The following is a 16,317-nucleotide window of genomic DNA, read 5'->3' as shown; positions in this document are numbered from 1 at the left end:
TGCAGCAGGGATGCTGCAGTCAAGCGTACATGGATGTATTCACAGCGTGTCCCGGAAAGCCCTACCTGACCGCGAGGCCTGACTCCAAACTCCAAACGTTAGTCGCGTTTCTTGCCAGGCAAGGTGCCCATCAGCTTGCAGATGATGCCCAGCATGATTTCGTCGGCACCGCCGCCGATGGAGACCAACCGCACATCGCGGTAAGCCCGTGACAGGGGGTTGTCCCACATGTAACCGTTGCCACCCCAGAACTGCAGGCAAGCATCGGTCACTTCTCGACCCAGACGCCCGGCCTTCAGTTTCGCCATCGACGCCAGCTTGGTGACATCTTTGCCCTCAATGTGCAGCTCACAGGCCTGATAGGTCAGCGCGCGCAGCGCTTCGATTTCGGTCTGTAACTCCGCCAGGCGGAAATGAATGTACTGGTTGTCGATCAGCGGCTGGCCAAAGGTCTTGCGCTCGCGGCAGTATTCAATGGTCTGCGTGACACAGTTTTCCAGGGCCTTGATTACGTTGGCGGCCCCCCACATGCGCTCCTCCTGGAACTGCAGCATCTGCATCATAAAGCCGGTGCCTTCTGCGCCGATGCGGTTGCGTTGGGGAATTCGCACGTCGTCCAGAAACACCTGGGCGGTTTCTGACGAACGCATACCCAGCTTGTTCAGGTGCGGGCTGAAAGTGATGCCCGGTGTGTTCATGGGCACGATCATCAGGGTTTTATTCTTGTGGGGTTTGTCGTCGCTGGTGTTGGCCAGCAGACACATGAAATCCGCTTTCGGGGAGTTGGTGATCCACATCTTGGAGCCGTTGATGACGTAGTCATCGCCGTCTTTCTTAGCCGTGGTTTTCAGGCCGGCCACATCGGAGCCTGCGCCCACTTCACTCACACCGATACAGCCCACCATATCGCCAGCAATAGCCGGGGCCAGGAAGTCCCGTTTCAGTTCATCGGAACCGAAGCGCGCAATCGCGGGAGTGCACATGTCAGTCTGTACGCCCACGGCCAGCGGAACACCGCCGCACTTGGCCATGCCCAGTTCTTCAGCAGCCACGAGGTTGTAGCTGTAATCCAGACCCATGCCGCCGCATTCCTCCGGCTTCTGAATGCCCAGCAGGCCCAGGTTGCCGAGTTTCTTGAACAGGTCGTGAATGGGAAACTCGCCGGCTTCCTCCCATTCATCGCAGTGCGGATTGATTTCCTTTTCGACGAAATCACGGACGGTCTTTCTGAGGGCTTCGTGTTCGGCTGTGAATTTCATTGTTGTTCTCCCGGTAAATCAGTGTGGAAATCAGAAACGGGCGACGCCGTAAACGTTGGGTCGCAGTGGTCGTTGTTCGGCTTCACGGCAAACGGAAAGCACCATGGCCAGGACACGGCGGGTATCCCGCGGATCGATCAGGCCGTCGTCCCAGAGTCTGGCAGTGCCGTAGAGGGCGGTGGAGCCGTCTTCCAGCTTTTTGGCGGTCGCCTGTTCCAGGAACGACAGGGTCTTTTCGTCCGGCTCGATACCGCTTTTGCGTTGTTTTTCTTCAGCCACGATGCGCATCACCTTGCCGGCCTGGGCGGGGCCCATGACGGCGGTGCGGCTGTTGGGCCAGGCGAAGATGAATCTCGGGTCCAGGCCCCGGCCGCACATGGCGTAGTTGCCGGCGCCGTAGGAACCGCCCACCACCACGGCGAGTTTTGGTACCCGGCAGTTGGCCACGGCCTGAATCATCTTCGACCCGTGTTTGATGATGCCGTTCTGTTCGGAGTGGGTGCCGACCATGAATCCGGTGGTGTTATGCAGAAACAGGATAGGCGTGCCTGCCTGATCGCAAAGCTGGATAAACTGGGCAGCCTTGGTGGAGCCGGCAGGGGTGATCGGGCCATTGTTGCCTATAATACCTACACTGTGGCCGTGAATCCGGATGGTGCCGCACACCGTCTGGCTGTCGTAATCGTTCTTGAAATCCAGGAACCGGGAGCCGTCGGCGATGCGGGCGAGGATCTCGCGCACGTCGTAGGGTTTCTTGGCGTCGGAAGGAATCACACCCAGTAGCTCTTCAGCCGGATACAGCGGCTCATCCCACTGTGGTTCCTGGTGTAGTGGCAGATTTTCGTTCCAGGGCAGGGCGCCCAGAATCTCCCGGGCCTGGCGGATGCCATCCGCATCGTCTTCGGCCAGGTATTCGGCGGTGCCGGCAACTGTGGCGTGCATTTCTGCTCCACCCAGTTCCTCATCGGTGGCGACCTCACCGGTCGCGGCTTTTAAAAGCGGCGGGCCTGCCAGGAACATCTTCGCCTGCTCGCGTACGGTAATTACGTAATCCGACAGGCCCGGCTGATAGGCCCCGCCGGCAGTGGCGTTGCCATGGACGACGGTTACCTGTGGAATACCGGCTGCAGACATCCGGGCCTGGTTCGCAAAGCCTCGGGCGCCCAGCACGAAGATATCGGTGGCATAGTTCAGGTTGGCACCGCCGGATTCTGACAGCGATACCACCGGCAATTTGTTCTCCATGGCGATCTGCTGCAGTCGCAGGGTTTTGTCCAGACCGGCGGGGGTGATGGTTCCGCCCTTGATGGCGCTGTTGCTTGCGACCACCAGGCAGCGTACTCCGGCTACTCTGCCGATGCCGGCAATAATCCCGCCTCCGGCCATGGAACCGTCTTTGTCATCATGCATCTTGTAACCGGCCAGGGAGCACAGCTCCAGAAACTCACTGCCACGATCCAGCAACCGATTGATGCGATCCCGCGGTAGCAGCTTGCCTCGCTTGGTAAACTTCTCCCGGGCCGATTCCGCCAGGTCCAGAACCTTTTGCTCCACATCCCGGAAAGTCGAGATATGCGCTTCCATGGCCTCGATATTGGCCCGGAACTCGTCGGACTGGGGGCTTATTGTTGTTTCCAGTACCTGCATGGGAAATCCTCAGTCGTCACTCAACACTTTCGGCGTTACCGCCCGATGGAAACCGTTGTAGGGCTCGTTATTCTTCGCCTTCGGCATCGGCCACACACGCCCACCCTGGGACGCCGCGCCGTCAATCCGCAGACAATCACCACTGATAAACGCCGCGCCCGGGCTAAGCAGGAAACAGATCGCCGAACTCACCTCTGATTCTGTACCCATCCGCTTGATCGGCACCGCATCCGCCAGGCTGCGAATCCACGACTTCATGTGGGCCGGGTAGTTGTCCATCCCGCTGGACGCAATCCACCCCGGCGCCACCGCATTCACCCGAACCCCGGACGGCGCCCATTCGACCGCGGCTGTCTGGGTGAAATTCACCATACCGGCCCGTGCGGCCCCTGAGTGGCCCATGCCAGGCATACCACCCCACATATCCGCCACAATGTTCACAATCGAACCGCCGGTTTTACTCAAGGCCTGGGTATAGGCCTCCCGGGAAATCAGAAAACCGCCGGTCAGATTCGTGCGCACCACGGTTTCCCAACCCTTCTGGTTAATGCCTGTTAACGGAGACGCAAACTGCCCGCCGGCATTGTTCACCACCCCGTTCAGACCGCCGTGGGTCTCAATAATGGCCTTCACCGTGGCCTTGACCGACTCCTCCTCGCGAATATCGCAGGCATGGGCGCTGGCAATACCACCGTCTTCCTCAATTTCGGCCTTAACCGCGTCTACCTTCTCCTGCTTACGACCGACCAGCGCAACCCGGGCACCGAGCGCCGCCAGTTCGTGAGCCGTGCAGCGGCCAATCCCCGAACCGCCACCGGTGACAATAAAAACCTGGCCTTCAAACAAGCCCGGGCGAAGAACAGACTGATAACTCATACAAAATTCCCTATTCCAATCCAAAGAATCCACGAAAAACGTTCGGGCGCTCCGCCGGGGTACAGCCTTCCGGGACTGTGCGCAGCAGGGAAGCTGCGCTCAAGCCTACACGGACGTATTTACGGCGTGTCCCGGAAGGCTGTACCCCGGTGGGGCGCTTGCACCCAAGCTCAGGGAAGTAATGCCCTGTCGGGGCTCTTGCCCCAGAACCGGGGTTAATAAATTCATTGAGGAACCAGATTCGAAGGCACAGGCACTGGAAGCTCCAGCAACTGCTGAGCAAACGCCTTACCCTGCGGATCAATTCGAAGCGACGCCACACCGCCGCCACCTAGACTGTGCTCCAGCAAGAAATTGAACGCATGCAACCCAGGCATAGACCAGCGAGTCACCTTGCCGGACTCAGGATTCAGCGTATGAGCCATCCACTCGGCCACCGCCTGTTCCGTTAACGCAGCCTCAATATAAGGAACATACTCTCGATCCCGCGCGATCACCCCGATATTGCTGTGATCGCCCTTATCCCCGGACCGCGCCCAAGCCAGCTTGAGCAGCGGCACTGTGGTATCCGTTGCCACCTCCATCCGGGACTCCGGCTCAGCCGCGAGATCGCCCGGATTGAAACCACCTTCGGTCGCTACCTCCACCTCAGACTTCTCACCAGCCAGATCCACCGAAACCGCTACCTCCGATTTCGGTACCAGACAGGAATACAAACGAATCTTCGGCCACACGGTTGGCCGACCGCCGACAATACCGGTGATGCCAGGCGCCATACCGGTAGCGGCCTGGGCAATTTCCCTGGAAAACAGCACCAGGGCTTCTTTCTTCGGATGGGCGGTGGCAATCTTCACCACCACTTCCCGGCATTGGTCGCCCTTGCCATGGGGGCCATAGGTAGTCTCGGTGCCCAGCAATTCGATACTGGTTTCGGAATAATCCGGCAGGCCGCGCTCGGCAAACATCGCTGACGTCCTGGCCAGAATAGCCTGCGCCACTCGTTGTGCTTTGGCGCGGGCATCAAGGCCGGCCAGCAGGAACGTCACTGTGCACTTGAATCCATCTGGCCAGGTGCCTGACACCTTGTAGCTGTCTGTCGGCGGGCGTCCCCTGGCACCGGACACCCGGACCTGGTCCTTGTCGATTTCCTCCAGTGTCACCTGAGTGAAATCGCAGGTTACATCTGGCAGCAGGTAAGCCCGTGGGTCGCCAATCTCATACACCAGCTGCTCGCCCACAGTGCCCCTGCTGACCATGCCGCCGGTGCCCTCGGGCTTGGTCATCACAAAATCGCCAGAGGCGCTGACCTCGGCGATGGGAAAGCCCATATTGGCGTAGCCATCAGCCACCTGTTCCCAGTCGGTGAAATTACCGCCGGTAGACTGTGCGCCGCATTCCAGCAAATGCCCGGCCAGGCTGCCCTGGGCCAGTTTGTCGTAGTCGTTCCAGCGCCAGCCGAATTCATGCACCAGCGGCGCCAGCACCAGCGCACTGTCTGCGACACGGCCGGTGATAATGATGTCGGCACCCTGTTCCAGGGCCGCCACCAGGCCGGGCGCACCCAGATAGGCGTTCAGGCTCACCATCATGGCGGGGAAGGGCTGACCGGTGGTCATTTCAGTAATGCCGGCATCGCCCAGCTTTTTCTTTTTCATCAACAGATCATCGCCGAGCACCAGCGCAATCTTCAGATCGACGCCGGCCTTTTCACACAGGGCCTGCAGAGCATCGCGGCAAGCCACCGGGTTTACTCCACCGGCATTGGCCAGAACCCGGATGCCTTTATCCTTTATCTCGCCGAGCAGAGGCGCCATCACCGTCTGCACAAAATCCCGGGCGTAGCCCTGAGTCGGGTCTTTCATCTTCTGGCCGGCCATGATCGACATGGTGATCTCGGCCAGGTAATCGGCGACCAGGTAATCAATATTGCCCTGGCGTACCAGTTGGGCAGCGGCGGTTTCGGTATCGCCCCAGAAAGCGGCGGAGCAACCGATACGGATGGTTTTGTTGGCGTCTGACATGTTCTTGGCCTTGTTCTGATACCCGCACTGGCGAGAGGTTATCCAACGATCGAAACGACAATACCAAGCAAGCGCTTGGTTTGTAAACAGGCAAATCTCGGGTAGAATAAAAAGTCCCAGCAAGACAACCGGATGGCCTTTGTGAACCAGAACCCAATCCTGCAATCCCTCATTGCCGAGCAACTTGTGTCTGATCCCTCCAGCGCCCGCGGGCGCCTGTTAAACGAAGCAGCAAGACTGTTCAGGGATAAAGGCTACGAGCGCACGACGGTGCGGGATCTGGCGGCGGCTGTGGGTATTCAGTCAGGGAGCTTGTTCCACCATTTCCGCACCAAGGAGGAAATTCTCAAGGCGGTGATGGTCGAGACCATTCGGCTGAATACCGCCTTGATGCAGGCCGCTGCCGACCAGGCGGATTCAGCGAGAGAAAAACTGCGGGCGCTGATCAGGGCAGAACTGGAGTCGATTAACGGCCAGACCGGAGAGGCCATGGCGGTGTTGGTGTATGAGTGGCGCAGTCTTTCGGAAAGCTCCCAGGCTGAAGTGCTGGAGTTGCGGGATATCTATGAAAACCTGTGGTTGTCTACGCTTCAACAGCTGTCGAAGGAACACCAGCTTGGAGCGGACCCTTTCATTACCCGAAGAATGCTGACCGGCGCCCTGAGCTGGACGGTCACCTGGTATCGCCCGGAACGGGGCGGTCTGACCCTCGATGGACTGACCGATCAGGTGATGGCAATGCTGGGTCTTGCTCAATGTTAATGTGCACAAGTCACAAAGTGGCACGCTTGTTCCGAAACGCACTACATATTTAACTCCTTGTTATAAATCAATAAATCAAAAAATTATTCGATTCATCCCGGGCCATTGGCCTGATCGGCATGCCGGTTTCGGCAATAAAGCCATTTCTGTCTGACAATATTCCTCGCATTCTTGCTCTCGTTCGAGCTCTGGCCAGAGGTAGCTGGAGCTGGTTCACGGATTGACGAGAATCAAATGTGATAAAAATTTCTCGCACTCCCTTACATACAAAAACAATGTCAGACAGGTCGAATTATGATCTCCTCAATGGTCTCTCAAGCGCGCCGGTTTTCGGCTCGTGTACGCCAGGCAATGCTGGGAAGTTCGGTACTGCTGCTGGCCGGATGTTCTGCCAACCCTATTTACACCACCACCGGCATCGTGTTGTCGAACTACTCGGAGTCCGAGGCAACTCCCTACGTTATGCAGATGTCCGATCCGGGCATGGCCTGTGCACTGGGTGAGGGCACGGATCCGCTGGTTTACTCGTTTTCGAGAGTCACTGATGCACCGGATTCAACCGGTTCCCTGCTCATGCTGCTGGCGGCGAATTGCATGGAATACCGGGCCTGGGAGGCTGAACTGGCTTATCTGCGGGCGGAATACCGTGGCGATTTTCCCGCCGCCAAGGATGCCCGGGAAGTCTCCAAAAGACTCTACGCGCGCACAGCTGAGCGCCGCTACGAAGCCTTCAAGCGTGCCATGGCCGCCTACGATTTTGACCCGGCAGCCGAACCTCTGGAATGCCCGTTCCTTTTCAGTGATCAGGACGAACTCACGTTCCTGCTCGGGCTGCTAACGGGGATGCAGGCCATTGTGAACGACTCCAACTCCGGCGCCCTGGCGGGTGTGCCCCGCAACATTGCGCCCCAGGCCGAGCGTGCCGCCCAGTGCGTGGATAATGAAAAATGGGGCGGTTTGCCCAACGCCGTTCGCGCCCTCGTCTGGTTACTGTTGCCTGACACCCGACCGGACCTGTCTCCAGACCCCTGGCAGGTGATGGAAAACAGCGCAGAGCTGAGTGTTGAGTCCGGTATCCGTGCCTCTTACGCCGTTCAGGTAGTCGCTGCGGAAACCTTTGGACGACCGCAGGTGCTGGCACAGGCCGTTTCGGAATTCGCAGAGGCTGAAGAGCGCATCGAGGTTTGGGAAGAATATCGGCTGGTGGACGAAGTGGCCCGCAGGATTGTCCAGTTCGCATCGGACAAACACTGGAGCGCCAACTACGGCCACCGCACACCACGGACCTTCTTCGGCAAGATGAGCCCGGAGCGCAATACCGAGAACGTTGAAACCATGGATCTGGAAGGCCTGCTCTGAGGCTGGCCTTTCAGTTATCTATGACTTAAAGATCAAAAACACAAGAATGACCCGGAGGTCGTCATGATTCGCAAATCCCTTGCAGCCTTGTCTCTTGCCATTGTCGCACCACTGGCATCTGCCCAGTCGGTTTCCATGTGTGTGTTTGATGTCATCGGCGCTAACGGCGACGTCTACAACATGGTCAAGGACTACGCTCTGGAAATGAAAGCCCATGGGGTCGATTTCCAACTCAAGCCCTACACTGATGAAGGCGTGGCCATTGGCGACTTCAACGCCGGCCAGTGCGATGCCGTCGCCGCGACCGACATCCGTATTCGCCCATTCAATCGTTTTACCGGAAGCATCAGTGCCGTCGGTGCCCTGCCAAGTTACGACGACCTGAAAACCCTGCTGGCCACCCTGGCACAGCCCAAGGCAGCGTCCCTCATGAAGGACGGGGGCTATGAGGTACTGGGCATTGTACCGGCGGGTGCCGGTTATCTGTTTGTGAATGATCGCAGCATTGATACAGCGGGCGAACTGGCCGGAAAGCGTATTGCCACCCTGGACTACCAGAAAGACGCCATTCACATGGTGAACTATGTAAAAGCGACGGTGGTTCCCTCTGATATCACCAACTTTGCTGGCAAGTTCAACAATGGGTCGGTCGATACTGCCTATGCGCCTGCGTTCGCCTACCAGGCTCTGGAGCTGTACAAAGGGATTGGCGATAAGGGTGGCATTGTCGACTACCCGCTTGCCCAGCTGACCATTCAGATCATTGCCCGTGATGGCGTGATCGAAGACGACACGGCCCAGAAGGCCCGGGAAGTTGCCTGGGGCATGTACCCACAGGCAATGAATCTGATTAAAAGCCAGGAAAACGGGATTCCTGACGAGCAGTGGATACGGATCCCGGAAAAGGACATCGTTGGTTACCAGGAGATGTTCCGCCAGAACCGTCTGGAAATGCGCGATGGGGTTGACGGAGCTCCCAACGTTTATCACCCGAAAATGCTGAGCCTGCTCAGCAAGATCCGATGTGCCAGCAATCCCGGCGCCTCCGAGTGTACAGCGGAAAACCGGGAATAAGCGGAGAGCCTGACCATGAACTGGCGCGCAATGACTGCAACCGGCGTAAGAACGTTGTATCCCATGCACAGACTGCATGGGATGATTCTGCTGCTGTTGCTTCTGGCCACCCTGCTGCTGGGGATGGGCAACTCGCTCCACTCCCGGTTGCTATGGGTCGGCGAGCAGGTATGGCCTAACTATTACCTGCTCAATCCGGATGCAACAGAGCCTACCTGCAACCTTTTCATGGACATTGATAAAGAGGTAGAGCGACGGGTCCAGGCCTATAAGCCAGACCCGGACGACCTGTTCAGTTCGCCGCCGGATCCCCAGGCTATCCGGCAGTCCCTGAAGAGTAACCTGGCGCTGTGCGAGCAACGCCACTTGCAGTTTGCTGAAAACCAGAAACACGCCACCTGGGCGCTCGGTGTCTACAAGGCTGTAGAGCAGGGTTTGGCCGACTTTCTGCTCGATAACATCGACCTGACCAAGTTCCTGTTTATCGGCATGTTTGCTCTGGCTGCAGCCATTGCCGCAATGGATGCCGACCACATTGCTTTGCGTCTGCCCCGCAATCGGGCGGAGTGGCGTTTAAGCCAGGGCGTGCAGTTCGTCATCAATGGCCTGATGGTGCTGTCATTGAACGCGTACATGGGCCGGCTGGCTCAGTCTCCGGGGTCTGAGGCGAACATTGTCCTGCAGTACGCCTGGGCAGGCGTGTTCGGGCTGTTCATGATCATCAATGCTTTTCGCTTCGTCTATGTGCCGGAGCGAATGAGGGCGGGCAGTCTGGCGCTGGCTTCCGGCCTTGTGGTGCCGCTGTATTGCACCATGGGCTTCATTGCCATGAGCTATTTTTTCTTTGTGGATGGCTACTCCTCCGGGCTGGCAATCTACTTCGGCATGATGTCGAACCTGTCGTCCATGTTCATCAACATCGGACTGTACGTGCTGGTGGGTATGATGCTCAAACAGACCCGGGTTCCGGAGCTGTTGCTGAATCTGGTGAAGCCCTTCAATCTGCCCGCACCCTTGCTGGCTTCGGTGATCATCTTTGCCACTGCCTTCCCGACAGCATTTACCGGAGCCTCCGGCATTTTCATTCTGGCCGTGGGCGGGGTTGTCTACGACGAGCTTCGGCGGGCCGGGGCAGGGCGTCAATTGTCACTGGCTACGACCGCCATGTCTGGCAGCCTTGGGGTGGTGCTCAATCCCTGCTTGCTGATCGTGGTGGTTGCCGCACTGAACAAGGAAGTGACCACCACCGAAATGTATGGATGGGGGTTCTGGGTGTTCATCATGTCGGCCACCCTGTTCTCCTTTGTGGTGTGCAAGACCGAAGGCAACTGGAGACCAAGGCCGGCCCCGGGTGCTTTCCGCGCGGCCGTCATGGAGCTGCGACCGTTGTTGCCCTACGCACTGACGGCAACGGCAGTGATCCTGGCCATCTGGGCGATCCTGGGGCTTCAATTCAACGAGTACAGCGCGCCTTTGATTCTGCCGCTGGTTATGCTGGCGCTGGTTGCCCTGGACGCCGGCCGGAATAGCCGTGACGAAGGCCAGAGCCGTACCAGTGCGTTTTTCTCCCGAAGCACAGCGGCTGCCAGCGATTCGGCTGTGCACATTGGCGCACTACTGGCGCTGATTGGTTTCTCTATCTGCCTGGGCGGTATTCTTGAGCGTTCTGATATTGTTCATGCCCTGTTCCCGGAGGATCTGACCAGCCCCTGGATTGCCATGCTGGTAATCGTGGTCATGCTGACGGTGATCGGGATGGTGATGGATCCGTTCGGTGCCGTCATACTGGTTTCCGCCACTATTGCCCAACCGGCCCTGCAGATTGGCATTGATCCACTGCATTTCTGGATCGTCTGCCTGGTGGCATTTGAACTTGGCTATCTCAGCCCGCCGGTTGCCCTGAATCACCTGCTGACCCGGCAGGTGGTGGGTGAAACCGAAGTGCTGGCAGCGGAACGTACCGGCACCTTCTGGCACCGCTATGAGAGATTGTTGCTGCCGCTGGTTGTGATGATTCCCACGCTTCTGCTGGTGGCCTTTGTGCCCATGCTTTTCTACGCTTTGTAAGGCCAGGAGAAGCGAAGTACTATGAAAGAACCCGCGATGCCAAGGCCCGCGGGTTTTTTCATGGGGCCCTTAAAGGTCTGACACAGGTCGATCAGGGATGTCTGGCCGTATACTCTGTGAACAGTTTCAACAAAGAATAAGAGAGACGCCGTGAGATTGTCGATTCTTGCTTTTGTTCTGGTGCCAGGGATGGCATTGCTCACCGGTTGTGGCGGTGGTTCGGGCGGCTCCGATGCCGTTTCACCGATAGCGCCGCCCAGTCCGCTTTCCGGGGTTATCAGTATCGAAGCCAACAGCCGGGTTGATCAGGACACGATGGACCAGTTGGGGCTGGATGGGGCGAGACCTGCGACTGTTTCACTGGGACTGCCGGACAACTTTGTGCTGGCCGGTTACCTGGCGGGCAGTGGTGGGAGCTATCCGACGCTCACGGATCAAGGCGTTATTTTTAGCTACGAGAGCGATGCTGAGGACCTCTACAACATACCTATGGCAAAAGGCCAGTCGATTGTACTCGAGGCTTTTGGTAGTCGGGCAGGTAATCCGGCACTAAGGATTGAACTGACGGATAACGGAAGAATAGTCGATAGCGCGGAGACTGGAAGTGCTGGGTCTCGTGTTGTTGTCGAGTTGGGGGATGAGGCGGAAGGGGAATACAGCCTGACAGTGCGTACTCTCGGTAGTGGGCCTGCCCGTTACGTTATATCCAAGAACTCCGTTGGAACCGCAACACAACTGAATTTTGATTGGCCTGATTATGACTTTGTTCCGGGTGAGGCGTTGGTCTCCATGGCGGAGGGAAGGACCAGTAGTTTCGCCGTAAATGCCGGAATCTCAGGGCGGTATTTGGGCGGTGCGGACTGGCTGGTATCAATGCCTGTAGCGGCGACTTCATCAGCGGCAAATAGTGGGATCGCTGGCCAACAGATCACGCTTGAATGGATCAGAGAGCTGAGAAAGCGGCTGGAATACAAGTCGGTGGTTCCTAATTATTTCTTTCGTACCCAGGCTACGCCGGTTGATGAGCCAGATTATTCCCTGAATTGGCATTACGACCTCGTTAATGCGCCGATCGCCTGGCAGATCGGTAACGCTGGCTTGACGCCCGTTCACGTTGCTGTGTTGGATAGCGGCCTTCTGCAAGACAGTGAAGGTCATTGGCATCCGGATCTTCAGCAGAATGTCGCCCCGGAAGGTCGAGATTTTATCGATGGTGGTGAGCCGGTTGATCCCGGAAGTAGCGTTGGCGGAGATGTTTATCATGGCACCCACGTAGCAGGCACTATCGGGGCCGCCCTCAACAATGAGGGGATTGGCGGAATTGCTTTTGAAAGCAAGATTGTTCCGGTGCGTGTGCTTGGTGAGGGTGGCGTTGGTACGTCGGATCAGCTCATAGCCGGAATTCGCTGGGTAACAGGTGAAACCAGCGGTGGATCGCCAAAAGCTCAGGTCGTTAATATGAGTCTGGGTGGGCTGCCCCAGATTGAAGCGCTGGAAAGCGCACTGCGATATGGAGTGGGCAAGCGCCTCCTGTTTGTGGCTGCTGCCGGAAACTCGGCAACATCTGTGCCCTCGTATCCGGCAGCATCCCGTCATGTACTTTCTGTCAGTGCCGTTGATGCCGGAGGGCGCCCCGCCTCCTATTCCAATTTCGGTAGCTGGATTGACATTGCGGCTCCAGGGGGCGATGCAAGCCGGGATGGCAATCTTGATGGCCTGGCTGATGTGGTCTGGTCAACGAGCGGAGAACGTCGTGGAGGTGTTTCCGTGCCAGGTTACCGCGGGCTGCAGGGCACCTCTATGGCGTCGCCGCACGTAGCAGGTGTTTTGGCCTTGATGAAAATGGAAATGCCGCTTCTGGACATGACAACCATTCGGGGCTGGTTAGAATCTGGACTGCTAACACAGCCTCAGGATGGCAGAACTGATCGCCTGGGGTGGGGGATTATCGATGCAGGCAAAGCTGTGGCCAAGGCTATCGACGGTGAACCTGTCACTGTCCTTTCTGCTTCGCCCGCCGTGGTTAGCCTTAGCAATGAAGGTATATCAACACAGTTGGTTGAGATTCAGAAATTCGGAGACGCCTCGGTTTCCGCCGAAAAGGTCGCCAGTCAGCCGGAATGGCTGGGGGTTGAACTATCCGGGAGTGCAGAAAATGGTGACCTGGAATTATTGCTGACACTCAAGCCAGATCTCCTGGACCCCGATGAGCCAGCCAGGGGAGTCGTTGAAATTGCGTACGAAGTCGATCTATCCCCGAACACATTGAGCATCCCTGTCATCGGGCAGTTGCTCAGCGATGAGCAGGCTCGAGATGCCGGGCGACATTTCGTCTTGCTAGTAGGCACAGAGCCGACTGATGGCGGCTTTTATCTTGCGCAGTCTCAGGTCGTTGCAGATGTCGAGAACGGTCAGTATCGCTTCAGGTTTGAGCCGGACGATGGAGAAGCACCGAGGCGGCTTTCTGAAGTTACACCGGGTGAGTACTTTCTGGTTGCCGGAACAGATTTAGACGGAGATGGATTAATATGCCAGGCGGGTGAAGCTTGTGCGGAGTACCCTGTTTCTGGCTTGCGAGAAGTGATTGCGATAGAAAAAGGTCAAAGTCTGTCTGATATCCGCATGACCACCAGTTTCTCGCGTCCAACAATATCTGAGTCCACCCCCGATATCCTCCCGAGGCCCGGCTTCAAAGGCTACAAATTGCTGGAGACCAGCCCGTCAGCCTCAACCAACGACGGAGCAAAAGCAGTTCAATGAAAAAGACCCTGGTTCGATCGCTCATCACCTCCACCGCGTTGCTGCTTTTAGCGGCGTGCAGCGCGACTGGCGGACCCAGTCCGGGTGAAGGCGTGATGGTGCGGCAGATTACCCAGTCTGCGTATTGCGGTCTGACAGGCCCGGGTGTGGCGTTTGTGCGTTCGGAGTCCGAACGTGAAGCACTCCTGGATGTCAGTGGCCAGAACATGGCCACGGATGTGGTGCGCAAGGTGGATCTGGGCCGGGAAGCACTGGTGATGGTCACGCTCGGCGAGAAACCGACCGCCGGTTACAGCGTCGGGCTTCAGTCTGCGCTGGCGCAGGGCAAGAGTCTGGTGCTCGATATGCGGGTGAGTGAACCGGCGCCGGACATGATGGTCGCTCAGGTGATTACCTCGCCCTGTGTGGTGCTGGCCGTTGAGCCCCGCAGCTGGCAGCAGATTCGTGTGCGGGGCCTGACAGAGCAGCCGCTGGTTCGGACGCTGGAAAACTGAAACCACTTGGCGCCGCCACAAAACAACCGTTGATCTTTCAGCCTGAATCCCTAAGCTATGGCGCAACGATCATTTGCGGAGCCGTGCCATTCCTATGAGCGAGCAACAGTACAACGCCGATGCCATTGAAGTCCTGAGCGGTCTTGATCCGGTGCGCAAGCGCCCGGGGATGTATACCGACACGTCGCGGCCCAACCACCTGGCCCAGGAAGTCATTGATAACAGCGTTGACGAGGCCCTCGCCGGCCACGCCCGGCGGATTGATGTGGTGCTGCACAGCGACAATTCCCTGAGTGTGGAGGACGACGGCCGGGGCATGCCGGTCGATCTGCACAAGGAAGAAGGACTGCCCGGGGTGGAGCTTATCCTTTCCCGGTTGCACGCCGGTGGTAAATTCTCCCAGGGCAACTACAACTTCTCCGGTGGTCTGCACGGTGTGGGTGTTTCCGTGGTCAATGCCCTGTCCACGCATCTGGAAGTGACCATCAAGCGGGATGGCCAGGTGCATCGGATGACGTTCGCCAACGGTGACAAAGCCTCCGAGCTGGAAGTGGTTGATACCGTAGGCAAGCGCAACACCGGTACCCGCCTGAAGTTCACGCCCGACCCCAAATATTTTGACAGTCCCAATTTTTCGGTCAGCCGCTTGCGCCACAACCTTCGTGCCAAGGCGGTTCTTTGCCCGGGACTGACGGTGACCTTTCTGCAGGAGAAGACCGGCGAGAAAGACGAGTGGTTCTACGAGGACGGTCTTCGGGATTACCTGAGAACGGCTCTGGCCGATATTGAAGCGGTGCCGCTTGAACCCTTCACCGGCAGTTTCTCCGGCAACAAGGAAGCCGTGGACTGGGCTATCCAGTGGCTGCCAGAGGGTGGTGATGCGGTACTGGAGAGTTATGTCAACCTTATTCCCACTGCCCAGGGTGGTACCCACGTCAATGGTTTGCGCACCGGCCTGCTGGAAGCCATGCGGGAGTTTTGTGAATTCAGAAACCTGCTGCCCCGGGGGGTAAAGTTGTCGCCCGAGGACATCTGGGAACGGGTAGCCTATGTACTGTCGTTCAAGATGCAGGAGCCCCAGTTTTCCGGCCAGACCAAGGAGAGGCTGTCTTCAAGGGAAGCCGCTGCCTTCGTCTCCGGGGTGGTGAAAGATGCTTTCAGTCTGTGGCTGAACCAGCACACCGACATTGCCGAAGCCCTGGCGGAACTGTTTATCAGTAATGCCCAGCGCCGGTTGAGGGCGAGCAAAAAAGTGGCCAGAAAGAAGGTGACCTCTGGCCCGGCGTTGCCCGGCAAGCTGGCGGACTGTTCCGGCGGTGATACCGCGAGATCGGAGTTGTTCCTGGTGGAAGGTGATTCCGCCGGAGGTTCCGCCAAGCAGGCCAGGGATCGGGAATTCCAGGCAGTCATGCCGTTGCGGGGTAAAATTCTGAACACCTGGGAAGTGGACTCGGGTGAAATTCTGGCGTCCCAGGAAGTACACGATATTGCCGTTGCTATTGGTGTGGATCCTGGCTCTGACGACCTTGCCGGCCTGCGCTATAACAAGATATGCATCCTGGCCGATGCGGATTCGGACGGCCTGCACATCGCCACGCTGCTGTGCGCTTTGTTTGTGAAACACTTCCGGCCGCTGGTGGCGGCCGGGCACGTGTTCGTGGCAATGCCCCCCCTGTACCGGGTGGACCTGGGCAAGGAAACCTTCTACGCCCTGGACGAGCACGAGAAGCAGGGCATCATCGACCGCCTGGCGGCGGAAAAGCGCAAAGGCAAGATTCAGGTGACGCGCTTCAAAGGCCTGGGTGAGATGAATCCGTTGCAGCTGAGAGAAACCACCATGGCACCGGACACCCGCCGCCTGGTCATGCTCACCCTGGAAGACGGGGATGACACCGACGAGCGGATGGATATGCTGCTGGGCAAGAAGCGCGCGTCGGATCGTCGGGCCTGGCTGGAAGCCTACGGGAACATGGCCGACGTGGCAGTTTGATATTCCAT

At 57.9% G+C, this 16,317-nt stretch carries 11 protein-coding genes; 7 read left to right on the top strand and 4 right to left on the bottom strand.

Features of this window, described 5'->3' with window-relative positions:
- Positions 1-98: 98 nt before the first annotated feature.
- The 4 genes from Q669_RS04900 to Q669_RS04885 form a co-directional block, all read right to left on the bottom strand.
- On the bottom strand, positions 99-1,259 hold the full coding sequence (locus tag Q669_RS04900) for an acyl-CoA dehydrogenase family protein (RefSeq protein ID WP_022991432.1): 1,161 nt from the start codon (positions 1,257-1,259) through the stop codon (positions 99-101).
- A gap of 30 nt (positions 1,260-1,289) precedes the next feature.
- Entirely contained in the window at positions 1,290-2,906 is a 1,617-nt protein-coding gene (locus tag Q669_RS04895; RefSeq protein ID WP_022991431.1) for an acyl-CoA carboxylase subunit beta, read from the bottom strand.
- Between the two features lie 9 nt (positions 2,907-2,915).
- Entirely contained in the window at positions 2,916-3,782 is an 867-nt protein-coding gene (locus Q669_RS04890; RefSeq protein ID WP_011786247.1) for an SDR family oxidoreductase, read from the bottom strand.
- A gap of 224 nt (positions 3,783-4,006) precedes the next feature.
- Positions 4,007-5,803 carry an acyclic terpene utilization AtuA family protein gene (locus tag Q669_RS04885; RefSeq protein ID WP_022991430.1) on the bottom strand — a complete coding sequence of 599 codons (1,797 nt, stop codon included), beginning with the start codon at positions 5,801-5,803 and terminating at the stop codon, positions 4,007-4,009.
- A 132-nt stretch (positions 5,804-5,935) separates the two neighbouring features.
- On the opposite strand from Q669_RS04885, the gene Q669_RS04880 reads away from it, so the two are divergent.
- From Q669_RS04880 to parE, 7 genes are all read left to right on the top strand, one after another.
- Positions 5,936-6,565: a TetR/AcrR family transcriptional regulator gene (locus Q669_RS04880; RefSeq protein WP_011786245.1), complete on the top strand. Its 630-nt coding sequence runs from the start codon at positions 5,936-5,938 to the stop codon at positions 6,563-6,565.
- A gap of 294 nt (positions 6,566-6,859) precedes the next feature.
- A complete protein-coding gene (locus Q669_RS04875) occupies positions 6,860-7,924 on the top strand; it encodes a hypothetical protein (RefSeq protein WP_036148869.1) in 1,065 nt (354 codons plus the stop codon).
- 63 nt (positions 7,925-7,987) lie between these two features.
- Complete coding sequence (locus tag Q669_RS04870) at positions 7,988-8,998, top strand: putative solute-binding protein (protein ID WP_022991428.1); 1,011 nt, start codon at positions 7,988-7,990, stop codon at positions 8,996-8,998.
- A gap of 15 nt (positions 8,999-9,013) precedes the next feature.
- Complete coding sequence (locus tag Q669_RS04865; RefSeq protein WP_031211319.1) at positions 9,014-11,065, top strand: TRAP transporter large permease subunit; 2,052 nt, start codon at positions 9,014-9,016, stop codon at positions 11,063-11,065.
- 150 nt (positions 11,066-11,215) lie between these two features.
- Positions 11,216-13,825 (top strand): S8 family serine peptidase, encoded by a 2,610-nt coding sequence (locus tag Q669_RS04860; RefSeq protein ID WP_036148866.1) that lies wholly within the window; start codon positions 11,216-11,218, stop codon positions 13,823-13,825.
- Positions 13,822-14,319, top strand: coding sequence for a protease complex subunit PrcB family protein (locus tag Q669_RS04855; protein ID WP_022991425.1), 498 nt, complete (start codon positions 13,822-13,824; stop codon positions 14,317-14,319). Before Q669_RS04860 ends, Q669_RS04855 begins: the two co-directional genes overlap by 4 nt.
- 94 nt (positions 14,320-14,413) lie before the next feature.
- Positions 14,414-16,309: a DNA topoisomerase IV subunit B gene (gene parE / locus Q669_RS04850; RefSeq protein ID WP_022991424.1), complete on the top strand. Its 1,896-nt coding sequence runs from the start codon at positions 14,414-14,416 to the stop codon at positions 16,307-16,309.
- Positions 16,310-16,317 lie beyond the last annotated feature (8 nt).

The sequence above is a fragment of the Marinobacter sp. C1S70 genome (assembly GCF_000475355.1).
GTDB classification, from domain to species: Bacteria; Pseudomonadota; Gammaproteobacteria; order Pseudomonadales; family Oleiphilaceae; genus Marinobacter; species Marinobacter nauticus.
The sequence above is the reverse complement of the archived record's forward strand: the minus strand, read 5'-3'. Positions and strand labels throughout refer to the sequence as shown.

Coding starts and splice junctions, on each gene's coding strand:
- Q669_RS04880 (WP_011786245.1), top strand. CDS start 5,936: ATGGCCTTTGTGAACCAGAACCCAATCCTGCAATCCCTCATTGCCGAG.
- Q669_RS04900 (WP_022991432.1), bottom strand. CDS start 1,259: ATGAAATTCACAGCCGAACACGAAGCCCTCAGAAAGACCGTCCGTGAT.
- Q669_RS04875 (WP_036148869.1), top strand. CDS start 6,860: ATGATCTCCTCAATGGTCTCTCAAGCGCGCCGGTTTTCGGCTCGTGTA.
- Q669_RS04865 (WP_031211319.1), top strand. CDS start 9,014: ATGAACTGGCGCGCAATGACTGCAACCGGCGTAAGAACGTTGTATCCC.
- Q669_RS04870 (WP_022991428.1), top strand. CDS start 7,988: ATGATTCGCAAATCCCTTGCAGCCTTGTCTCTTGCCATTGTCGCACCA.
- Q669_RS04855 (WP_022991425.1), top strand. CDS start 13,822: ATGAAAAAGACCCTGGTTCGATCGCTCATCACCTCCACCGCGTTGCTG.
- Q669_RS04885 (WP_022991430.1), bottom strand. CDS start 5,803: ATGTCAGACGCCAACAAAACCATCCGTATCGGTTGCTCCGCCGCTTTC.
- parE (WP_022991424.1), top strand. CDS start 14,414: ATGAGCGAGCAACAGTACAACGCCGATGCCATTGAAGTCCTGAGCGGT.
- Q669_RS04895 (WP_022991431.1), bottom strand. CDS start 2,906: ATGCAGGTACTGGAAACAACAATAAGCCCCCAGTCCGACGAGTTCCGG.
- Q669_RS04890 (WP_011786247.1), bottom strand. CDS start 3,782: ATGAGTTATCAGTCTGTTCTTCGCCCGGGCTTGTTTGAAGGCCAGGTT.